The following is a 21,336-nucleotide window of genomic DNA, read 5'->3' as shown; positions in this document are numbered from 1 at the left end:
ACAGGCTCTGTTTGAAGGATCGCGCATGAAATCGACCAATGTGGCCCGCAATGTCGTTGCGGCGCTCCGCGATATGGGGGTGCGCCATGTCTTTGGCGTGCCGAGCGGCGGCTGGGTCGATTATATGGAGGCGATCCGCACCACCGACGGCATCGACTTCGTCCTTGCCAGTCATGAGGGCGGCGCGGGTTTCATGGCCGACGTTTGCGGGCGGCTGACCGGGGTGCCCGGTGTCTGTTTCGGCACCTTTGGCCCCGGCGCGACGAACCTTGCCACCGGCGTCGGCGGCGCGACGCTCGACCGGTCACCGATGATCGCGCTGACCGACGAAATGCCCGCGCCTTGGCGTAGCCGCACGATCCAGATGGGAATCGACCATCAGGCGCTGTTCGCGCCGCTCACCAAGGCGACGATGCGGATCGAGGCCGACACTGCGGTCGATACGCTGGCGGCGGCGGCGCGGATCGCATTGTCGGGCCGCCCCGGCGCGGTGCATGTCGGGCTGCCGCAGGGAATGAGCGCGGTCGCTGTGGACGAGGCGCAGATTGGCGCGGTCGCCGCCGATCCGATACCCACCGCTGCCGCCGATGATGTCGCCGCGCTGGTCGCGGCTTTCACTGCCGCGCGCAAGCCGGTGCTGGCGATCGGGCTGGGCGCGGTTCGCGCGAGGGTGCAGGACCGCATCGTGGCGCTGGCCGAACGCTTCGGCCTGCCGGTGCTGCTGACGCCGATGGCCAAGGGCATGGTGGCCGAAACCCATCCCAACTATGCCGGGGTGTTGTTCCACGCGTTGTCCGACATGGTGGGGGTGACCCATGCCGAGGCCGATCTGGTCGTCGCGGTCGGTTATGACCCGATCGAGTTCAATTATGAAAACTGGATGCGCGACGGGCTGGCGCTCGCCAGCATCGACATCGCGCCGGTGGACATCGATGCTGCGCTGCACCCGGTGGTCGCCGATGTGGTCGGAGCGATCGCGCCGACGCTCGATGCCCTGCTGGCGCTGCCGGTCGACGGCAAGGATTGGGACCTGGCCGCGCTCGCCGCGCGCAAGGACGCGATGTTCGCCAAGCTTGCCGGGCGAGACGGCGCCTTTGGGCCGTGCGCGGCGCTCGACGTCCTGCGCGACGTTTTGCCCGATGATGGCATCATGACGTGCGACGTCGGCGCGCATACGCATCTGATCGGCCAGCATTGGCGTACCCCGGCGCCGGGTACCCAGATCATGACCAACGGCTGGTCGGCGATGGGTTTCGGATTGCCCGCCGCCATCGCCGCCAAGCTCTGCCGTCCGGATACGCCGGTGTGCTGCGTGCTGGGCGACGGCGGTTTCCTGATGACCGTCGGCGAACTCGCGACGGCGGTGCGCGAGAAATTGCCGATCGTCATCATCGTGTTTACCGACAATGACCTCGCGCTCATCCGCATCAAGCAGGAAAAGAAATCGAACCCGATCTACGGCACGCCGGTGCGGGCCGAGGGAACGATCGGCGGTCCGTCGCTGTTCGGGGTTCCGGTCACCGTCGCACGCGATCCGGCCGAGTTCCGCGCCGCGCTGGAGGCGGGCTTTGCCGCGGGTGGCCCGGTGATCGTCGAGGCATTGCTCGACAGCCGCGAATATGACGGCCTGGTGCTGCGCAAGGACAAGCCATGATGCATGTCGCGTTCGACAGCGGCCGATCGCTGTTGATCGACGGCCGCTGGGAGGCTGCAGCGGCGACGATGACGGTGGTCAATCCGTGGTCGGGCGCGGCGCTGGCCGAGGTCGCCTGCGCCGATGCGGGCCATGTCGAGCGCGCGGTGGCGAGCGCGGTTGAAGGGGCAGAGGCGATGCGCGCGCTGTCGACCGGCGCCCGCGCGCGAATCCTTCACGATACCGCGCTGGCGCTGGAAAGGGACGCAGCGCGCTTTGCTTCGGCGATCACGGCCGAGACGGGCAAACCGATCCGCAGCGCGGCGCGCGAGGTCGCGCGTGCGGTCAACACGCTGCGCCTTTCAGCCGAAGAGGCGACGCGGCTGGCCGGCGAAACGATTGCCTTCGACAGCTTTCCGGGCGGCGAGGCGCGGTCGGGCTATTATGTCCACGAACCGCTGGGCATCATCGCCGCGATCACGCCGTTCAACGACCCGCTCAACCTGATTTGCCACAAGCTCGGTCCCGCGCTGGGCGCTGGCAACGCTGTCGTGCTGAAGCCGGCCGAGCAGGCGCCGCTGGTGGCGATCATGCTCGCGCGGCTGTTGCTTGCGGCGGGGCTGCCCGGCGGGTCGTTGCAGTTGTTGACCGGGCGCGGGCGCGATTTTGGCGACGCGCTGACCGGGCATCCCGATGTCGCGATGGTCAGCTTTACCGGCGGCGCCAGCGTCGGCCAGGCGATAACGCGCGCGGCGGGGATCAAGCGGCTGGCTATGGAGCTTGGCGGCAATGGCCCGGTAATCGTCATGGACGATGCGGACATCGCGCGGGCCGCCGATGCCTGCGTGGCGGGCGCCTTTGGCGCGGCGGGGCAGAATTGCATCGGCGTCCAGCGCATCTATGTCCACGAAGGCGTGCATGACGCCTTTCGCGATGCGCTGGTCGCGCACGTACAAGACTTACGCGTCGGCGATCCGACCGATCCCGCCACCGACATCGGACCGATGATCTCGGCCGCGCAGGCCGAACGGATCGTCGCGTGGACCGCCGAGGCGGTGGCGCAGGGCGCGACCGTGCTCGCGGGCGGCGAGCGCGCCGGAACGCTGGTGCGCCCGACCCTGCTGGCGGGCGTCGCCGACGATGCGCGCGTCGCGTGTGACGAGGCCTTTGGCCCGGTTGCCAGCCTGTTTCGATTTGCCGACCTCGATGCCGCCATCGACGCGGCGAACCGCGCTGATTATGCCATCCACGCTGCGATCTTTACCGAATCGATCCGTCACGCGCGCCACGCGGCGCGGCGCTTGCGGGTCGCGGGGGTGATGATCAATGATTCGACCGACTATCGGCTCGACGCCATGCCCTTCGGCGGCGCCGGGCGGGGCAATATGGGGCGTGAAGGCGTGCGCTTTGCGATGCGCGAAATGTCCCAGACAAAGGTGATATGTTTCCATGACGCTTGATCTCGCCACAATGGCAATTCCCGAAACGCCCGACCGCGCGTGGTGCGAGGCGATGGACCGCGCCGATTCGCTGGCGCCGATGCGAGGTGAGTTCGTCCTGCCCGACGGCATCATCTATCTCGACGGAAATTCGCTGGGGGCGATGCCAAGGGCGGCGAGCGCGCGGGCGCAGGCGGTGGTGACCCACGAATGGGGCACCGACCTGATCAAGAGCTGGAACAGCGCCGGTTGGTTCGACCTGCCCGAACGACTGGGTGACAAGCTGGCGCCGCTGATCGGCGCCGACGCCGGGGAGACCCTGATCTGCGATTCGACCAGCCAGAATTTGTTCAAGGTGTTGTCGGCGGCGGTCGCGATGCGGCCCGACCGCAGCGTGCTGATCCTCGAGGGCAGCAATTTTCCGACCAATAATTACATCGCCGAAGGTGTCGCCGCGGCGACCGGCGGGCGGGTGACGGTGCGCCTGTGCGAAAAGGACGAGATTGCGGACGCGATTGACGAAAACACCGTCGCGGTCGCAATCACCCATGTTCATTACAAAAGCGGGCATGTCCACGACATGGCGGCGATCACCGCGCGCGCCCATGCTGCGGGGGCGCTCGCGATCTGGGATCTGTGCCACAGCGCCGGGGCGATGCCGGTCGATCTGAACGGCGCGGGCGCCGATTTCGCGGTCGGCTGCACCTATAAATATCTGAACGGTGGCCCCGGCTCGCCCGCCTTCCTGTTCGCGGCGAAGCGGCATCAGGGACAGGCGTTGCAGCCGGTCACCGGATGGTGGGGCCATGCCGCGCCCTTCGCCTTCGAACCGGGCTACCGTCCGGAGCCGGGGCTGCGGCAGTTTCTGATCGGTACCCAGCCGATCCTGTCGATGGCGCTCGTCGAAACCGGGCTCGACATTCATTTGCAGGCCGACATGGCGGCAATCCGCACGAAGTCGATGGCGCTGACTGACCTGTTCATCCGCCTGGTCGAGCAGCGGTGTGCCGGACATGGCTTTACGCTGGCCTCACCGCGCGCGGCTGCGGCGCGCGGCAGCCAGGTGTCGTTCGCGCACGCCGACGGCTATCCGATCATGCGCGCGCTCATCGCCGCCGGGGTGATCGGCGATTTCCGCGCCCCCGACACGGTGCGCTTCGGCTTTACGCCGCTTTACGTCGGCTATGCGGATGTCTGGGATGCCGTCGACCGGCTGGTGACGATCATGGATCAGGGCGTCTGGAAACAGCCCGAACATCAGGCGCGCGACGCCGTCACATGACCGACAGGCAGGGGGGAATGGCGATGGACGAACAGGCCTATATCGATCGTGAGGGCGGGCTTGAGCGCGGCTTAACCAAGGCGCAGATCATCATGATCGGGCTGGGCGGCGCAATCGGCACCGGGCTGTTCATGGGGTCGGGCATCGCGATCGGCTACGCCGGTCCCGCGGTGCTGGTGAGCTATGCGATCGCGGCGCTGATCGCGGTGATCATGGTGTTCAGCCTGTCCGAAATGGCGGTCGTCCATCCGACCGCCGGGTCGTTCGGTACCTATGCCGAAATCTATCTCGGTCCGATGATGGGGTTCATCGTCCGCTATACCTATTGGATCCAGCAGGTCTTGCTGATCGGCAGCGAAGCCGTCGCCGTGGGCATCTACATGACTTGGTGGTATCCCGACACGCCGGTGTGGATGTGGGCGATCGGCAGCGCCGCGGTGGTCGTGTGGGTGAACACCCGCGCGGTGCATAATTTCGGGTCGGTCGAATATTGGCTGACAGTCATCAAGGTGTCGGCGATCGTCGGCTTCATCATGGTCGGCCTGTCGCGCATTTTCGGGATCGTCGGCGACCCGGTGGGCCTGCACAATGTCACCGGGCTGGCCGGCGGTTTCTTTCCCAACGGCTTTTCAGGCGTGTGGATGGCGGTGTTGATGGCGCTGTTTTCCTTCATGGGGCTGGAGTTCGTCGTCGGTACCGCCAGCGAGGCGAAAGATCCGAAAACCGCAATTCCGGCGGCACTGCGTACGATGGCGGCGCGGTTGTTCCTGTTCTACATCCTCGCGCTGTTCATCATCGTCGCCTTCCTGCCGTGGACCGAATCGGGCGCCAAGGTCGTCACCGAAAGCCCGTTCGTGAAGATGTTCGCCATCGCAGGCATCCCCTATGCCGCGGGGGTGATGAACTTCGTCGTCGCCTCGGCGGCGCTGTCGGCGATGAACACCAGCATCTATATGGGGTCGCGGATGCTGTTCTCACTGGCGCGTGGCGGCTATGCCCCGCGCGCGCTGGGCGAATTGAACGCGCAGAAAGTGCCGATGCGCGCGACGCTGCTGACGGGTGTCTGCATCCTCGCCGCGGCGTCGGTGTCGATCCTGACCCCGCTCGCCTATAATTATCTGTTCGGGATCACGCTGTTCGGCGGGCTGTTGGTGTGGAGCACGATCCTGGTCAGCCACCTGCGGTTCCGGCGCCAGCACCGCGCCGCCGATCTGCCCGTACAGATGCCCTTCTTCCCCTATGCGCAGCTATTGGGCCTGACGCTGCTCGGCGCGATCGCGGTGACGATGGCGCTCGATACCGACTTTTGGCAGACCGCGGTGATCGCCGGGGTGCCGTGGCTGGTGATCGTGGCGTCGGCCTATTTTGTTTGGCGGCGGCTCTCGCCCGGACCGTCCGCGACGTCCTGATCCTGCCCCAGCTCGGCGCGGATCTCGGCGGCGACCTCGTGGACGACCGCCATGAAGTAGCGCGCCGCCGCCGACAACTCGCCATGCGCATGGGTCGTCGCGCCGATGCGCGAATTTGCCCCCTCCAATATCACGGGCAGCGCGGTGAGCCCCGCCTGACCGATGCCGACCTGATGCGGCATCGTCGCCAGCATGTCAGTGTTCATCAGCAGCGCGTGATTGGTGAGGATCGACACCGATTCGATGACGTCTTGCGGCGGCTCCAGCCCCTCGTGGCGAAAGGCGTGATCGACCTGGCGGCGCAGTGATGTCTGCGGCGGCGGCATCACCCACGCCTGGTCGATCAGGTCGGCGAGCTTGAGGCCGCCACGCTGGGTCAGCGGATGCCCCTCGCGCACCATGATCGAGACGGTGTCCCGATAGAGTACCTCCTGACGCAGCCCCTCGCGCTCGCGATATTCGGGCAAGCGGCCCAGCACGACATCGATGTCGCCGGTGCGCAGCCCGGGCATCAGGCGGTCGATCGTGCCTTCGTCGACCGTCACCGCGATCCCCGGGCGTCGTTCGCGCAGCCGCGCCAGCGCGCGCGGTAGCAGCGAGGTCGATGCGGCGAGCAACGTGCCGACATGGACGCGGCCCGACAGCCCTTCCTCCAGCGATTGCAGTTCCTCGCCCGCGTGGCGCAGCTGGGTCAGGATCAGCTTGGCATGTTTGATCATGACCTGGCCAAAGTCGGTCGGCGTCACCCCGCGCGACGAGCGATCGAACAGCTGGACACCCAGCGCGTCCTCCAGCTCCTTGATGCTCTTGGTCGCGGCGGGCTGGGCGATGTTCAGCGCCTGCGACCCTTTCAGCACCGTGCCCTCGTCGGCGATCGCGGTGAGCAGGCGCAGCTGGCGCAATTTCAAACGACTCAGCAGAAAATTTTCATGGAACTTTGGCATCTTGGCCCCCGGACAGCGGATTTCGATGGTTATATCCATTTTATAATAGCGAGGGCAAGTCTCGGGATTATTGTTGATAGCCAAGCGCCGTTACCCACGGTCATGGCCTGCGCCCGATCCGGCGAGCAGGCGCGACGGCGAACGGGGATGCGGCAATAGTCATGACCAAAGAGGCTTCACAAAAAATGGCGGTCATCGACATGCACAGCCATTTCTTTCCCTTGATGGATGCGGATTATCGCGCCTGGGCGGAAACCGAAGGGCTGCCGTGGCTGCACGATGCCGGCGGCGGCGAGGGTTTCATCATGCAGGGGGCAAGCGAGTTTCGCCCCGTCGACGACATCTTGTGGGACCCCGCGCGGCGGGTCGAGGCGCTCGACGCGCAGGGCATCGATTTGCAGGTCATCTGCGCCACCCCGATCATGTTCGGCTATAGCCGCCCGGCGGCGAAGGCGCTGGAATGCGCGCAGCGCTTCAACGACGAAGCGCTGATCTTCTGCAACCATGCGCCCGATCGCATGAAGGCCTTGGCGCAGGTGCCGCTCCAGGACATCGACCTGTCGTGCGCCGAAGTCAGCCGCGCGATGGCGACCGGCCATCTGGGGGTCCAGATCGGCAATCATATGGGGCTGCGCAACCTCGACGATGCGGGAATTCAGACCTTTTTGACCCATTGCGCCGACGTCGGCGCCGCCGTGCTGATCCACCCATGGGACATGATGGCGCGCGAGCGGATGCCCAAATATATGCTGCCCTGGCTGGTGGCGATGCCCGCGGAGACCCAGCTTTCGATCCTGTCGCTGATCCTGTCGGGCGCGTTCGAACGGCTGCCCCGGAACCTGCGCATTTGTTTTGGCCATGGCGGGGGCAGCTTTGCCTTCCTGCTCGGCCGCGTCGAAAATGCCTGGACCCACCGCGACATCGTGCGCGTCGATTGCCCCAATCCGCCGTCGAGCTACGTCGATCGCTTCTTTGTCGATTCCGCGGTGTTCGATCCGCGCGCGCTCAGCCTGCTGATCGATGTGATGGGCGAGGATCGCGTGCTGCTGGGATCCGACCATCCGTTCCCGCTCGGCGAGCAGGACATCGGGTCGCTGGTGATGGGGCATGACGGGTTGAGTACCGCGCAGAAGGCAAAGATCATGAGTGGCAATGCGAAGGCGTTCCTGGGGTTGTAGCGCCCGCTAGGAATTTCGTCATTGCGAGCGAAGCGAAGCAATCCAGAGCGGTTCACGCCACCCTGGATTGCTTCGCTTCGCTCGCAATGACGATGTAAACTGCACCTGCGGACACCAAAAAAGGCAGCCGGAGCGATACTCCAGCCGCCTTCCTTTTGTCCGCGCGGTCACGCGGCGCTGCGTTCAGTCCGCCTTGGGCGCGCCCTGAAAGCTTTCGGTCCCCGCCCAGCCCCGTTCGGACACATCGACCATGACATTTTCGGGGCCGGTCATTTTATATTCGGCATTGTCCTTGGCAGGGTTCTTGCCCAGCCCCTGCGCCAGATTGACGTCGTGGCGCGGGGCGTAGCCCGAGTTTTCGAACCGCTCGACGACCGCGGCGATGTCGTCGCACTGGAAACCGATATGGTGCAACCCGGTGTAGCCTTCGGGGAATTCCATTCCCGCTGCGGGCCGGTTCTTGAAGCAAAGGAGCGCGATGTTGATGTGGCCGTCGGTGACATAATAGCCGCGCGCGTTGCGGCTATCGATCTTGCCGGCCAGCGTCCAGCCGAGCACGTCGGTAAAAAAGCCGACCGAATTGTCGGGGTCGGCGGATGCGATCGCCACATGGCGGAGGCGGGTGGTCATGATTGGGCCTTTCTAGGTTCCGATACGGATGGGGCTGACGAGATCGTTCAGCGCCGCGACAATGCTTTGCGCGGTGATCCGGCCGGTGCCGGGGTTCTCGTCGGTGGGAATATTCTCGATGATCAGTTCAAAGCGCGCGCTGTCGGAATCGACGATGATGCGGTGGGTGTTGCGTTCGAGCGCCGGGTCGGCCCAGATTTCGAGCCGGGTCAGCGCCGGACCGATCCCTGCCATCCCGAGCGCCGCGGCGACATTGACGTTGGCGGGAAAGGCCATCGCCCCTTCGAGCGCGCTGCCCGCGAAGATTTTCAGCGGCTCGGTAAGCCCCGAAAGGTCGATGCGGTTGCGCACGACATGTTCGGCTTTGACCAGCGACTTCACCGGCTTGCGCGTCACCATCGTCACCGAGTGGATAGTGCCGACGGCGGCAGCGCGGACGGCGTCGAGCCCGAGCAGCGCCCCAGTCGCCAGGATGATGCGCCCGCGATGCGCGCGGGCGATCTCGATCGCTTCCGGCCATTGCATCAGTGCCGCGCCACTGACCGTGACCAGCGTTTTGCCTGCGCCGAGCGTCGCGGTGGCAATGTCCCGAAAGGCGGCTGTGGGGGCGCTGTCGACGATGACGTCTGATACAGCGACGAGCCCGGCGGTGTCGACGATCGGAACCGGCGAGCGCAGCTGCGCCATCGCCGTGGTGGCGCGTACCGGGTCGCCTGCGGATACTGCAGCGAGTTCCAGCGGCAGCGCGCTGGCTTCGATATGGCGCGCCACGACGCGGCCGATGGTGCCGAACCCGGCGATGCCAATCTTCATCATGGCATCGGCGCTACGGGGTCTGTGCTATATGCGATAATATCCAATCGCCGCACTGCTATCCCTGAAAATATATAGAATGCTCGATCGCAATCGTTATATATTTTTCGTTATATATGGGCTCATTTTCTATCTTTGACTGAATATCGGGCAATCCGCACAAGCAAGATCGAACTTGCGGGGGAGCCGATGCATTCGCTTTTGAATCCTGATCTGCTGACGCTGGCGGCGATGATGCTGCTGACCGGAGCGATCGGCGGCGTGATTGCCGGACTGCTGGGCGTCGGCGGCGGGATCGTCATCGTCCCGGTGCTCGACCTGGTGCTCGCGGCGCTTGATGTCGACAGCGCGGTGCGGATGCATGTCGCGGTCGCCACCTCGCTCGCGACGATCGTGCCGACCGCCATCTCATCGTCGCGCGCGCATCATGCCAAGGGCGCGGTCGATCGCGATCAGTTGCGCCGCTGGGGCATCGCGATCTTTCTGGGCGCGATTGCCGGCGTCCTGCTCGCGTCGCGGGTGAGCGGCGACATGTTGTCGGCGGTGTTCGGTGCTGTTGCGCTGATCGTCGCGATCAAGATGCTGTTGCCGCTGGAGGGCAAGCATATCGCCGACGCGGTTCCCGGCGGACCAGTCGGCCAGCTCATCCCCTTTGGCATCGGCGGCATTTCCAGCATGATGGGGATCGGAGGCGGCACGCTCAGCGTGCCGGTGATGACGCTGTTCAATGTTCCGATCCACCGCGCGGTCGGGACAGCGGCGCTGTTCGGCCTGTTGATCAGCGTTCCCGCGACCGCGGCGTTCGTCGTCACCGGCTGGAATGTCGAGGACCTGCCGCCCGGCAGCCTCGGCTATGTCAATCTGATCGGCTTCGCGATCATCGCGCCGGTATCCTACCTGACTGCGCCGTGGGGTGCGCGCATAACGCACGCGCTGTCAAAGCGGCAGCTGAGCCTGATGTTCGGCCTGTTCCTGACCGTCGTCGCGGTGCGGATGCTGATCCGGGCGTTCGGATAGATGCGATGCCCGGTCCCCTTCACAATTTTGGCCCGTTCGTTGCGCCACGCTGTTTCAACCGCCGCACCGCGCTTGCGCAGATTGGGGGCGCCGCGCTCGCCTGCGCCGCGCCCGCGCTTGCCCGTCCCCCTCGAAAGAAAGATCACCGCATGACCTGGTTCGCCCTTGCCACCCACGCCGGAGCCGACGGCCCGCGCCCCGTAATCCAGGTCGGCGACGCCTTTCACGACCTTCATGATGCTGCCGGCGCGCACGGCTTTGCGGCGGTCGCGGCTGATGTATCGACGATCATCCGCGATTGGGACGCCCGGCGTGACGCGCTGTCCGCGCTCGCCCGGGTGCTCGAGAATGTTTCGGGCGGGATGGCGGCGCCCCAGCTGGCCGCCCCGTTCGAACCGCGCCGTATCTTTGCCGCCGCATCGAATTTCATCGAACATGCCGAAGAAATGCACACGAAGCTGGCGGCCAAGGCCGACAGCGAACCCTATATTTTCCTCAAGACGGTCGAAAGCATTGTCGGCCCCGGCGCGACGGTCGTCGTCCCGCCGCAGGTGTCACGCCCCGACTGGGAGGTCGAGCTCGGGGTCGTGCTGGGGCGATCGGGAAAGAATGTCGCGGTGGCCGACGCGCACGCGATGATCGCAGGTTACACGATCGTCAACGACGTCTCGGCGCGCGACCGCACCCGCCGCAGCGACTTCCCTTTTTCGCACGACTGGTTCCGCGGCAAGAGCTTCGACAGCTTTACCCCGCTGGGACCCGTCTTCGTCCCGCGCGATTGCCTGGGCGATCCGCACGACATTCGCCTGGGGCTGAAGGTCAATGGCGAGACGATGCAGGACGGCAACACGTCCGAGATGATCTTCAACATCTATGAGCAGATCGCCTATCTCTCGACCATCCTTGAACTGCGCGCGGGCGACCTGATCGCGTCGGGTACGCCCGCCGGGGTCGGCATGGGGCGCGGGGTGTTCCTGAAGGATTGCGATGTGATGACCGCGTGGGTCGACGGTATTGGCGAACTCGCCAATCCCGTCGCGGCGCCGCACCTGCAGAAAGGAGCATGATCATGGCCGCCTTGTCCCGCCGTTCGCTGTTGGTCCCGATCCTGATCGTCGCGGGAATCGCGGCGCTGACATTGTGGAGCGCCTTTGGCGGCAGCGCATCCAAGGCGGTGTCGCAAGCCGACACGCGCAACGTCCGCTTCAACATGGCCTGGCTGCCGCAGGGCAGCATGGCCGGTATCTTTGTCGCGCAGGACAAGGGATATTTCGCCGAGGCCGGGCTGAATGTCGAAACCGTGCGCGGTTTTGGCGGCATCCGGACTGCGAACGAGCTCGATCAGGGCATGTTCGAATTTGCCTATATCGACCCGCTGTCGGTGGCGCTCAACCGGTCGAAAGGCGGCGCGGCGAAGATGATCGGGGGCATCAATATGCGGCTGCCCGCGGGTGCCTGCTTCGTCAAGGAACGCCACCAGATCGCCAAGCCCGCCGACCTCGCCGGCCTGCGCTTCGGCGCCGGACAAAGCTCGCCGATCCAGGCGCTGCTGCCCGCGTGGCTGAAGGATAATGGCGTCGATCCGGCGCGCGTCGAACAGATCCAGCTTGATCCGGCAATCGTCGTGTCGTCGCTTGTCGAAGGGCGCATCGACGCCGCCGAATGCTGGCTGGGCAATTCGATGGCGCTGTTCGACAAGGTGGCGAAGGCAAAGGGGGTGACGATCGGGCGCATCGCCTACGCCGATTTCGGGCTGGACGTGTACGGCAGCGGCTTCGCGACGCGCGATGCGCTGATCGAAAAGGAGCCCGAGCTGGTGCGCGCCTTCCTGACGGCTGCCTATCGCGGCTATGCCGACGCAGCGCGCGATCCGAAGGGCGCGCTCGCGATCCTTCGCAAGCATCATCCGCTGCTCGACGAAGCGGTGACCGAACGGCAGATCCGCGAAACCGCGACGCTGATGGCGGCCGAAGGAGGATCGCACCGCCTGAACCCCGAAAAGATCGCGCGAACCGTGACCTATCTGCAGGCGAGCGGCCAGTTGCAGGGCTTTGACGCGACCGCGGCGCTGTTCACCAATGCCTTCGTGCCGACGGGGACGCGGTGATGACCGATCCCGCCGTCTATCGCCCGCGACCGACACGGCTTGGCCATCTGGTGCTGAAGGTACGCGACATCGATCGTTCGCTCGCTTTCTACACCGAGGTCATGGGCCTCGCGGTGTCCGACTGGATCGACCATCAGATGGTGTTTCTGCGCGCCGGTGAGGATCATCATGATCTGGCGCTGCTGCAACTGCCGCCCGGTCACACGGCGACGCCCGAGGGAAATTTTCCTGCGGTCGAGCATTTTTCCTATCGGCTCGAAAGCATGGACGAGATGGAAAAGGTGGCGGCGATGCTGATCGCGCGCGGTATTACCATCGACCGCGGCATCGGCAAGCATGGCCCGGGCGCGAACAGCTTTCTGGTGTTCCGTGACCCCGACGGCAACAATGTCGAATTCTACACCGACATGACGCGGATCGACGCCGACCATCCCTACACCCCGTCGGTTTGGGACGGCAAACGGCTGGAAACATTCGACCGCTGGCAGCTGGAACATTTTCTGGTGCCGCCACCGGCGCGTATTCAGTCACTGATCGACGAGGAGGGGGGGCAATGAGCGCATCGCCCATCACTCGCGATCGTCTGATCAGCGCCGGCTTTTTCCTCCTCCTCGGCCTTGGCTGGGAGTTCGGGGTGCGCTGGTCGGGGGTGCAATCCTATCTGTTGCCGCCGCCGAGCGCGATCCTGGCCGAACTGTGGCAGTCGCGCGCGCCGATATTGGCGCAAAGCCTGGTGACGTTGACCGAGGTGTTCTGGGGCTTTGTCATCGCGGTGGCGCTGGGGGTGCCGATCGCGGCGTTGATCTATTTCTCGCGCACCGCGAAACGCACCGTCTATCCCTTGTTCGTTGCGCTGCAGAGCATTCCAAAGATCGGGCTCGCGCCGCTGATCGTCGTCTGGTTCGGCTATGGGCTGACCTCGAAACTGATCATGGCGTTCCTGTTCGCCTTTTTCCCGATCATCATCTCGACGCTCGGCGGACTGGCGAGCACCCCCGCGCATCTGGAGGAGCATTTCCGCGCGCTGCGCGCAACGCCGATGCAGAGTTTCTGGCGGCTGCGCGTTCCGGCGGCGCTGCCGAGCTTCCTCGACGGGTGCAAGGTCGCGATGCCGCTGGCGGTCATCGGCGCGGTGGTCGGCGAATTTGTCGGGTCGAACGACGGGCTGGGCAATCTGATCCTGACCGCGTCGGGTTCGGGGCATACGACGCTGACCTTTGCGGCGTTGATCGCGGTGACGTTGATGTCGCTCATTCTTTTCTACAGCGTGGCCTATTGGGAACGCTTCATCTGGTGGCGGGCAGCATGAGTGCGGTGATTTCGATGGCGAGCGTCGGCAAGACGTTCGGCAACCTGCGCGTGCTGGGCGATGTCAGCGCCGATATTGGTGCGGCGGAGTTTGTTTCGGTCCTCGGCCCGTCGGGCTGCGGAAAAAGCACATTGCTACGCCTGATCGCCGGGCTGACGTCGTTCGAGGATGGCAGCATCCGCTTCAATGGTGCCGAGGTGACGACGCCCGCGCCCGAAATGGGGTTCGTGTTCCAGACATCGAACCTGCTGCCCTGGCTTACCGTGCGCGACAATCTGCTGCTCGGCATCGATCTCGATGTCGCGGTGCAGCGGCCCAGCGACGCGGCGTTCGCCGAGCTTGTCGAAACGCTGGGGCTGACCGGGTTCGAGGCCAGCCATCCGCACCAGCTGTCGGGCGGGATGCGGCATCGTGTCGCGATCGGGCAGGCGCTCGCCCGTAATCCGCAGGTGCTGCTGATGGACGAACCGTTCGGCGCACTCGACGCGCTGACCCGCGACCGACTCAACATGGAATTGCTGCGGATCTGGCAACGCGATCGCAAGACCGTGGTACTGGTCACGCACAGCATTTCCGAAGCGGTACTGCTGTCCGATCGGGTGCTCGTGATGTCCGAACGGCCGGGGACGATCGTCGAGGATGTCCGCATTGACCTGCCGCGCCCGCGCGACCCCAGCGTCACGCGCGAGGATCCGGCGTTCGGCGACTATGTCGTCCGGCTCAGCAAATTGATGGGAGTATCGTGATGGACAGCGGCCTATTGGCGACCGCGGGCGCCGAAATCTATTGGCAGGCGCACGGTGAGGGACCGGCGGTGGTGCTGGCGCACGGCATCGGCGGCAATCATGCGATCTGGTATCGCCAGCTCGACGCGCTGGCGCGGTCGAACCGCGTCATCCTGTTCGATCATCGCGGCTTCGGACTGTCGCGCGACCTGGATGGGCGCGGGCGCGATGGCTTCGTCGACGATCTGGCGGCACTGCTCGACCATCTGGGCGAGGCGAAGGTGGCGCTGGTCGGGCAGTCGATGGGGGCGGGCAGCTGTATCGGTTTTGCGCACCGCGCGCCCGAACGGGTCGCGGCGCTGGCGATCTGCGACAGCTTGCACGGCATTGCCGAAACGGGCGAGGTCAAGGCGATCATGGACGTAGCGCGGGCGAAGACCGCCTCGATGGGACAGATTGAACGCGTGCTTGGGGCCGCGGCGCCGCGCGAGCTGGCAGCGCTCTATGCCCAGATCGCCAGCTTCAATGCCGCCGATCGCCACAGCCTGACCGGGCTGTTCGACGCGCAGCCCGCGGCGGCGCTGAGCGGCAAGGGATTTCCGGTCCTGTTCCTGTGCGGGACCGACGACAGGCTGTTCCCGGTCGAGGCGGTGCGGATGGTGCAGGCCGAGGTCGCGGGGTCGTTCCTGGTCGAGATCAACGATGCGGGCCACTCGGCATTTCTGGAACAGCCGGTGCAGTTCAACGACACCCTCCTTTCGCTGCTCCAGATGGCGGGGCATGTCGGGAAAGGTGGCGCGGCGCACAGCAACACCGCAGGCTATGCGTGCGTCGGGGGGCAGGCATGACCGATACGGCTTATCCCTTCGCAAACCGCGATATCCTCAACTATGTCGACGGCGCGTTTGTCGCGACCGGTGCGCAATTCGACAATGTGGACCCCGTCACGGGCGAGGTCGCGGCGCGCGTGTCGCTGGCCGACCAGTCGCTCGTCGATCGCGCCGTCGCCGCCGCGCGGCGCGCTCTCAAGGGGCCGTGGGGCAAGATGTCGCAGGCCGAGCGGTGCAAGCTGCTTGTCCGCGTCGCCGAAGGGATCGAGGCGCGCTTCGACGAATTCGCCGCGGCCGAGATCGCCGACACCGGCAAGTCGCTGCATCAGGCGCACACGATCGACATCCCGCGCGGCGCCGCCAATTTCCGTGCCTTCGCGGGCCTCGCCGAGGCGCGCGCGATGCCGAGTTTCCGCACTGACCTGCCGGGCGGACGCAGCGCGATCAACTATGCGATCGCGCGGCCGCTGGGGGTGGTCGCGATCATATCGCCGTGGAACCTCCCGCTGTTGCTGATGACATGGAAGGTCGCCCCGGCGCTCGCCTGCGGCAACGTCGTCGTCGTGAAGCCGAGCGAGGAAACGCCATCGACCGCGGCGCTGCTCGCCGAGGTGATGGACGCCGCGGGGGTGCCACCGGGGGTGTTCAACCTGGTCCACGGCTTTGGCGCTGCATCCACCGGCGAGTGGCTGACTGCGCATCCCGACATCGACGCGATCACCTTTACCGGGGAATCGGCGACGGGTGGTGCGATCATGCGCGTCGCGGCGGCGGGGGTGAAGCCGGTGTCGTTCGAACTGGGCGGCAAGAATGCCGCGCTGGTCTTTGCCGACTGCGATTTCGACGAAGCGGTGGCAGGGACGGTGCGGTCGGTGTTCTCCAACTGCGGGCAAGTGTGCCTGTGCACCGAGCGCGTCTATGTCGAGCGGCCGATTTTCGATCGCTTCGTCAAGGCGCTGGCCGAGCGCGCCGCGGCGCTGACCATCGGCGATCCCTGGTCCGGCGCCGACATGGGGCCGCTGATCTCGCACGGTCACCGCGACAAGGTGCTCGGCTATTACCAGCTCGCGCGCGACGAGGGGGCGACGGTGGTGACCGGCGGCGGGGTGCCCACGTTTGGGAGTGCGCTCGATAAGGGGGCGTTTGTCCAGCCGACGATCTTGACCGGCCTTGGTCCCGACGCGCGCTGTGTGCGTGAAGAGATTTTCGGCCCGGTCTGCCACATCGCGCCTTTTGACCGCGAGGATGAGGCGATCGAACTCGCGAACGACAGCGCCTATGGCCTGGCGGCGGCGATCTGGACCCGCGACGTCGGGCGCGCGCACCGTGTTGCCGCCCAGATGGAAACGGGGATCGTCTGGGTCAATGAATGGTTCCTGCGCGACCTGCGCACCCCGTTCGGCGGCATGAAGCTGTCGGGCATCGGGCGCGAGGGCGGCGAACATTCGCTGGGCTTTTATTCCGAGCCGACCAATATCTGCGTGAAGCTGTAAGAGGATCCTATGGCCGACATTGCCGCTATTGCCGCAAGGCTCGACGCCGCCGCCAGCGAGGCAAGGGCGATCGCGCAAATCACCGGGCAGGAGGGCGAATTGTCGCTCACAGACGCCTATGCGATCCAGCGCGCCGCGATCGACCACCGGCTGGCGCGCGGCGCCACACTTGTGGGGGTGAAGATGGGCTTCACCAGCGAGGCGAAGATGGCCCAGATGGGGCTGACCGACCAGATATGGGGACGGCTGACGTCGGACATGGTGGTCGCTAACGGCGCCGCGATCGACCGCGCGCGCTTCATCCATCCGCGCGTCGAGCCCGAGGTTGCGGTGCGGCTGAAAGCGCCGCTGGTGGGTGAGGTGACGCGCGACGAAGCGCTGGCGGCGGTCGATGCGGTCGCCGCGGCACTGGAGATCATCGACAGCCGCTACGAAAATTTCCGCTTCGCGCTGGGCGATGTGGTCGCCGACAATGCCTCGTCATCGGCCTTTGTCGTCGGGCCGTGGCTTCCCGCCACCACCGACGTCGCCGATGTCGCGATGGCGATGCGTGTCGACGACGTCGTTGTCGAAACCGGCTCGAGCGCGGCAATCCTGGGCGATCCGATCCGCTCGCTCGTCGCCGCGGCGCGGCTGGCGGGGGCGGCGGGGCTGACGTTGCAGCCCGGCTGGACGATCATGCTCGGCGGCGCGACCGCCGCGGCGGCGATGGGCGCGGCGCAGGCGGTCTCGCTCGACGCGGGGCATCTAGGCCGCGTCGGTTTTACCATTGCTGGAGGCGAAGCATGAGCGGGGAGGGACGCGTGATCCCGGGCAAGGCGCGTCCGCGCGGCCGTTTTCCGCACTATCGCCGCGCGGGTGATTTTGTGTTCGTGTCGGGCACCAGCTCGCGGCGGTCCGACAATAGTTTCGCGGGCGCATCGGCGGACGAGTATGGCACGGTCAGCCTCGACATTCGCGAGCAAACGCGCGCGGTGATCGAGAATATCGCGGCGATCCTCGCCGACGCCGGCGGATCGCTCGCCGACGTCGTCGATGTGACGAGCTTCCTCGTCAACATGAATGATTTCGGCGGCTATAATGCGGTTTGCGCCGAATTTTTCGACGAAGCGGGTCCGGCGCGCACGACGGTTGCCGTCCACCAGCTTCCCCATCCCCACCTGCTGATCGAGATCAAGGCTACCGCCTTCATCCCGCGCGCGCCGACGAAAGGATAGCGCCCATGCTGACCTATGGATTGCCCTTCAATTTCCGCCAGTGGATCGAGGATCACCGCGATGTGCTGAAGCCCCCGGTCGGCAATGCGCAGATCTGGGAGGATGCCGACTTCATCGTCACCGTCGTCGGCGGTCCGAACCAGCGCACCGATTATCATGTCGATCCGCTGGAGGAATTCTTCTTCCAGCTGGAAGGCGACATGAACCTGCGGCTGTGGACCGACGAGGGTCCGAAGGATATGCCGATCCGCGAGGGCGACATCTTTCTGTTGCCGCCGGGCGTGCCGCATTCGCCGCAGCGCCCTGCGCCGGGGAGCGTCGGGCTGGTGATCGAACGCAAGCGCCTCGACGGGATGATCGACGCCTTTCAATGGTATTGCGACGATTGCGGTCACATCGTCCACCGCGTCGAAGTGCAGCTGAAAAGCATCGTGCGCGACCTGCCGCCGCTGTTCGCCGCCTTTTACGCCAGCGAGGAGCTGCGCACCTGCGGCCATTGCGGCGCGGTGCACCCGGGCAAGCATGCGCCGGAGGCCGCGGGATGACCGATGGGCTCAACCATGCCGCGCGGCGGCTGCGCGATGCCTATTCGGGTAGGGTGATTGCGCCGCTGCGCGATGTGCTGTCGCCGACCGACGCCGACGGCGCCTATGCGGTGCAGACGATCAACACTCGGTTCTGGGAAGCGCAGGGGCGGCGGATCGTCGGGCGCAAGGCGGGGCTGACCGCAAAGGCGGTGCAGGTCCAGCTGGGCGTCGACCAGCCCGATTTCGGCGTCCTGTTCGCCGATATGCAGATTGCCGATGGCGGCACGCTCGATCCGGCGCGCACGATCCAGCCGAAAGCCGAGGCCGAGATTGCGTTCGTGCTCGGCGCCGACCTGCCCGCCGCCGATACGAGCGTGGAAGAGGTCGCGGCGGCGGTCGCCAGCGTCCATGCGGCGATCGAGATTGTCGACAGTCGCATCGCCGACTGGCAAATAACCTTTGCCGACACGGTGGCGGACAATGGCTCATCGGCCTTTTTCGTGATTTCCGAAGCGGGGCTGCCGCTCGCGGGCCTCGACCTCGAAGGCGCGGCGATGGAAATGGATGTCGGCGGCAAGACCGCCTCGACGGGATTGGGCGCCGCGGCGCTCGGCAACCCACTGAACGCTGCGGCGTGGCTGGCGCAAACATTGGCGGCGCGCGGCGAACCGCTCAAGGCAGGCGACATCCTGCTCGCCGGGGCGCTGGGGCCGATGGTGGCGCTGACCCCCGGCGATCATGTCGAGGCGCGGATCGCCGGGATCGGCTCGTGCAGCTTCACCTATGGGCCGGTGCGATGAGCAAGGCCAAGGTAGCGATCATCGGATCGGGCAACATCGGCACCGACCTGATGATCAAGATCATGCGCCTGTCAGAGGTGCTGGAGATGGCGGCGTTCGTCGGCATCGATCCCGAGAGCGACGGGCTCAAGCGCGCCGAGCGGCTGGGGGTGCTGATCACCGCGGAGGGGCTCGACGGCCTCGTCGCGATGCCGGGCTTTGCCGACATCGCGATCGTGTTCGACGCGACCTCGGCGGGCGCGCACCAGCGCCACAGCGAAATCCTGATCGCGCATGGCAAGCGCGTCGTCGACCTGACCCCGGCGGCGATCGGTCCCTATACGATCCCGCCGGTGAATGGCGATGCGCATCTGGACGCGCCGAACGTCAATATGGTGACGTGCGGCGGGCAGGCGACGATCCCGATCGTCGCGGCGGTGAACCGTGTCGCCAAGGTGCATTATGGCGAGATCGTCGCCTCGATCGCGTCCAAGAGCGCGGGCCCCGGGACGCGCGCCAATATCGACGAGTTTACCGAAACAACCAGCCGGGCGATCGTCGAGGTCGGCGGCGCGGCGCGCGGCAAGGCGATCATCGTGCTCAACCCCGCCGAGCCGCCGCTGATCATGCGCGATACCGTCTATTGCCTGTGCGATGACGGCGATCGTGACGAAATCGCCCAGAGCATCGCGGCAATGGTCGCCGACGTGCAGGCCTATGTCCCCGGGTACCGGCTGAAGCAGGCGGTGCAGTTCGAGAGCATCGGCAGCAACGCGCCGCTGCGGATCCCCGAAATGGGCGGCAGCTTCACGGGGCTGAAGGTCAGCGTCTTCCTCGAGGTCGAGGGGGCGGCGCATTATCTGCCCGCCTATGCCGGCAACCTCGACATCATGACATCGGCGGCGCTGAAGACCGCCGAGAAGATGGCGCAAAGGCTGGCCGCATGACCTTGGACCCCATGACCACCAAACTCTATATCCAGGACGTCACGCTGCGCGACGGGATGCACGCGATCCGCCACCAATATGGCCTCGATCATGTGCGCGCGATCGCGAAGGCGCTCGACCGCGCCAAGGTCGACGCGATCGAGGTCGCGCATGGCGATGGCCTGCAAGGATCAAGCTTCAACTATGGCTTTGGCGCCCACACCGACTGGGAGTGGATCGGCGCGGTCGCCGAAGTGCTCGAGCATAGTGTGCTCACGACGTTGCTGCTGCCCGGCATCGGCACGATCCACGATCTCAAACGCGCCTATGACCTGGGCGTGCGCTCGGTGCGGATTGCGACCCACTGCACCGAGGCCGATGTCGCGAAGCAACATATCGAGTTTGCGCGCGGCATCGGCATGGACGTGTCGGGCTTCCTAATGATGAGCCACATGTCCGAACCCGACGCGCTCGCGCAGCAGGCGCTTCTCATGGAAAGCTATGGCGCGCACTGCGTCTATGTCACCGACAGCGGCGGCGCGATGACGATGGACCAATATGCGGCGCGCTTGCAGGCTTATGACCGGGTGCTGAAGCCCGAAACGCAGCGCGGCGTCCATGCGCACCATAACCTGAGCCTGGGCGTCGCGAACAGCATCGTCGCGGTCCAGAATGGCGCGCTGCGCGTCGATGCCAGCCTGGCGGGCATGGGGGCGGGGGCGGGCAATGCGCCGCTGGAGGTGTTCATCGCGGCGGCCGACGTCCATGGGTGGAACCATGGCTGCGATCTCTATGCGCTGATGGATGCCGCAGAGGATCTGGTGCGGCCGTTGCAGGACCGTCCGGTGCGCGTCGACCGCGAGACACTCGCCCTCGGCTATGCCGGGGTGTATTCTAGCTTCCTGCGCCACGCCGAAAAAGCAGCCGCCGACCACGGCCTCGACACCCGCGCGATCCTCGTCGAACTAGGTCGCCGCAAGATGGTGGGTGGGCAGGAGGACATGATCGTTGACGTCGCGCTCGACATGCTGGCGGCCAGCAAGCTCGCAGGGTAAACCGGCATTCGGCGCGAAGCGCC

The 21,336-nt window shown here is 65.8% G+C and carries 22 protein-coding genes; 19 read left to right on the top strand and 3 right to left on the bottom strand.

The annotated features are described in order from the left end of the window. Positions 1 to 25: 25 nt before the first annotated feature. Genes SPYCW_RS12645 through SPYCW_RS12630 form a run of 4 tightly spaced genes read left to right on the top strand, consistent with a single transcriptional unit; the run spans position 26 to position 5,763 of the window. Positions 26 to 1,654 (top strand): thiamine pyrophosphate-binding protein, encoded by a 1,629-nt coding sequence (locus SPYCW_RS12645; protein WP_120217063.1) that lies wholly within the window; start codon positions 26 to 28, stop codon positions 1,652 to 1,654. Next, complete coding sequence (locus SPYCW_RS12640; RefSeq protein ID WP_232014703.1) at positions 1,651 to 3,093, top strand: aldehyde dehydrogenase family protein; 1,443 nt, start codon at positions 1,651 to 1,653, stop codon at positions 3,091 to 3,093. The genes SPYCW_RS12645 and SPYCW_RS12640 overlap by 4 nt, the downstream gene beginning before the upstream one ends. After that, on the top strand, positions 3,083 to 4,354 hold the full coding sequence (kynU, locus tag SPYCW_RS12635; RefSeq protein WP_232014702.1) for a kynureninase: 1,272 nt from the start codon (positions 3,083 to 3,085) through the stop codon (positions 4,352 to 4,354). The genes SPYCW_RS12640 and kynU overlap by 11 nt, the downstream gene beginning before the upstream one ends. Beyond that, positions 4,351 to 5,763: an amino acid permease gene (locus SPYCW_RS12630; protein ID WP_232014701.1), complete on the top strand. Its 1,413-nt coding sequence runs from the start codon at positions 4,351 to 4,353 to the stop codon at positions 5,761 to 5,763. The genes kynU and SPYCW_RS12630 overlap by 4 nt, the downstream gene beginning before the upstream one ends. On the opposite strand, the gene SPYCW_RS12625 is transcribed toward SPYCW_RS12630, so the two are convergent. After that, the gene (locus SPYCW_RS12625) at positions 5,715 to 6,707 is read right to left on the bottom strand and encodes a LysR family transcriptional regulator (RefSeq protein WP_120218281.1); all 993 of its coding nucleotides are present in this window, start codon (positions 6,705 to 6,707) and stop codon (positions 5,715 to 5,717) included. The genes SPYCW_RS12630 and SPYCW_RS12625 overlap by 49 nt on opposite strands. A 185-nt stretch (positions 6,708 to 6,892) precedes the next feature. Between SPYCW_RS12625 and SPYCW_RS12620 the strand changes: the two genes are divergently transcribed. Further along, positions 6,893 to 7,885, top strand: a complete 993-nt coding sequence (locus SPYCW_RS12620; protein WP_120217060.1) for an amidohydrolase family protein — start codon at positions 6,893 to 6,895, stop codon at positions 7,883 to 7,885. Positions 7,886 to 8,068: 183 nt separating this feature from the next. On the opposite strand, the gene SPYCW_RS12615 is transcribed toward SPYCW_RS12620, so the two are convergent. Beyond that, complete coding sequence (locus SPYCW_RS12615; RefSeq protein ID WP_120217059.1) at positions 8,069 to 8,515, bottom strand: VOC family protein; 447 nt, start codon at positions 8,513 to 8,515, stop codon at positions 8,069 to 8,071. A 12-nt stretch (positions 8,516 to 8,527) separates the two neighbouring features. Then, on the bottom strand, positions 8,528 to 9,331 hold the full coding sequence (locus tag SPYCW_RS12610; protein WP_120217058.1) for an aspartate dehydrogenase: 804 nt from the start codon (positions 9,329 to 9,331) through the stop codon (positions 8,528 to 8,530). Between the two features lie 186 nt (positions 9,332 to 9,517). Here SPYCW_RS12610 and SPYCW_RS12605 point away from each other — a divergent pair, with 186 nt between their 5' ends. The 14 genes from SPYCW_RS12605 to dmpG all read left to right on the top strand — a co-directional run bounded on the left by SPYCW_RS12605 (position 9,518) and on the right by dmpG (position 21,313). Further along, on the top strand, positions 9,518 to 10,345 hold the full coding sequence (locus SPYCW_RS12605) for a sulfite exporter TauE/SafE family protein (protein WP_120218280.1): 828 nt from the start codon (positions 9,518 to 9,520) through the stop codon (positions 10,343 to 10,345). 149 nt (positions 10,346 to 10,494) lie between these two features. Continuing rightward, positions 10,495 to 11,412, top strand: coding sequence for a fumarylacetoacetate hydrolase family protein (locus SPYCW_RS12600; protein WP_232014700.1), 918 nt, complete (start codon positions 10,495 to 10,497; stop codon positions 11,410 to 11,412). A 2-nt stretch (positions 11,413 to 11,414) separates the two neighbouring features. Beyond that, a complete protein-coding gene (locus SPYCW_RS12595; RefSeq protein ID WP_232014699.1) occupies positions 11,415 to 12,452 on the top strand; it encodes an ABC transporter substrate-binding protein in 1,038 nt (345 codons plus the stop codon). Continuing rightward, positions 12,452 to 13,009 (top strand): VOC family protein, encoded by a 558-nt coding sequence (locus SPYCW_RS12590; RefSeq protein WP_120217055.1) that lies wholly within the window; start codon positions 12,452 to 12,454, stop codon positions 13,007 to 13,009. Before SPYCW_RS12595 ends, SPYCW_RS12590 begins: the two co-directional genes overlap by 1 nt. Then, on the top strand, positions 13,006 to 13,761 hold the full coding sequence (locus SPYCW_RS12585; protein ID WP_120217054.1) for an ABC transporter permease: 756 nt from the start codon (positions 13,006 to 13,008) through the stop codon (positions 13,759 to 13,761). Before SPYCW_RS12590 ends, SPYCW_RS12585 begins: the two co-directional genes overlap by 4 nt. After that, positions 13,758 to 14,507 (top strand): ABC transporter ATP-binding protein, encoded by a 750-nt coding sequence (locus tag SPYCW_RS12580; RefSeq protein WP_172595486.1) that lies wholly within the window; start codon positions 13,758 to 13,760, stop codon positions 14,505 to 14,507. The genes SPYCW_RS12585 and SPYCW_RS12580 overlap by 4 nt, the downstream gene beginning before the upstream one ends. Then, entirely contained in the window at positions 14,507 to 15,334 is an 828-nt protein-coding gene (locus tag SPYCW_RS12575; protein ID WP_120217052.1) for an alpha/beta fold hydrolase, read from the top strand. The genes SPYCW_RS12580 and SPYCW_RS12575 overlap by 1 nt, the downstream gene beginning before the upstream one ends. Then, a complete protein-coding gene (locus SPYCW_RS12570; RefSeq protein WP_120217051.1) occupies positions 15,331 to 16,809 on the top strand; it encodes a 2-hydroxymuconic semialdehyde dehydrogenase in 1,479 nt (492 codons plus the stop codon). Before SPYCW_RS12575 ends, SPYCW_RS12570 begins: the two co-directional genes overlap by 4 nt. A 9-nt stretch (positions 16,810 to 16,818) precedes the next feature. Beyond that, positions 16,819 to 17,598, top strand: a complete 780-nt coding sequence (locus tag SPYCW_RS12565) for a 2-keto-4-pentenoate hydratase (RefSeq protein ID WP_120217050.1) — start codon at positions 16,819 to 16,821, stop codon at positions 17,596 to 17,598. Continuing rightward, positions 17,595 to 18,026, top strand: a complete 432-nt coding sequence (locus SPYCW_RS12560; RefSeq protein WP_120217049.1) for a RidA family protein — start codon at positions 17,595 to 17,597, stop codon at positions 18,024 to 18,026. Before SPYCW_RS12565 ends, SPYCW_RS12560 begins: the two co-directional genes overlap by 4 nt. 5 nt (positions 18,027 to 18,031) lie before the next feature. Then, complete coding sequence (locus tag SPYCW_RS12555; protein ID WP_120217048.1) at positions 18,032 to 18,571, top strand: 3-hydroxyanthranilate 3,4-dioxygenase; 540 nt, start codon at positions 18,032 to 18,034, stop codon at positions 18,569 to 18,571. Beyond that, positions 18,568 to 19,353: a 2-keto-4-pentenoate hydratase gene (locus tag SPYCW_RS12550; protein WP_120217047.1), complete on the top strand. Its 786-nt coding sequence runs from the start codon at positions 18,568 to 18,570 to the stop codon at positions 19,351 to 19,353. The genes SPYCW_RS12555 and SPYCW_RS12550 overlap by 4 nt, the downstream gene beginning before the upstream one ends. Then, positions 19,350 to 20,279, top strand: a complete 930-nt coding sequence (locus SPYCW_RS12545) for an acetaldehyde dehydrogenase (acetylating) (protein ID WP_120217046.1) — start codon at positions 19,350 to 19,352, stop codon at positions 20,277 to 20,279. Before SPYCW_RS12550 ends, SPYCW_RS12545 begins: the two co-directional genes overlap by 4 nt. Next, positions 20,276 to 21,313: a 4-hydroxy-2-oxovalerate aldolase gene (gene dmpG, locus SPYCW_RS12540; RefSeq protein ID WP_120217045.1), complete on the top strand. Its 1,038-nt coding sequence runs from the start codon at positions 20,276 to 20,278 to the stop codon at positions 21,311 to 21,313. The genes SPYCW_RS12545 and dmpG overlap by 4 nt, the downstream gene beginning before the upstream one ends. The last annotated feature ends 23 nt before the right edge of the window (positions 21,314 to 21,336 follow it).

Source organism: Sphingopyxis sp. EG6 (assembly GCF_003609815.1).
In the GTDB taxonomy this organism is placed as follows: domain Bacteria; phylum Pseudomonadota; class Alphaproteobacteria; order Sphingomonadales; family Sphingomonadaceae; genus Sphingopyxis.
The sequence above is the reverse complement of the archived record's forward strand: the minus strand, read 5'-3'. Positions and strand labels throughout refer to the sequence as shown.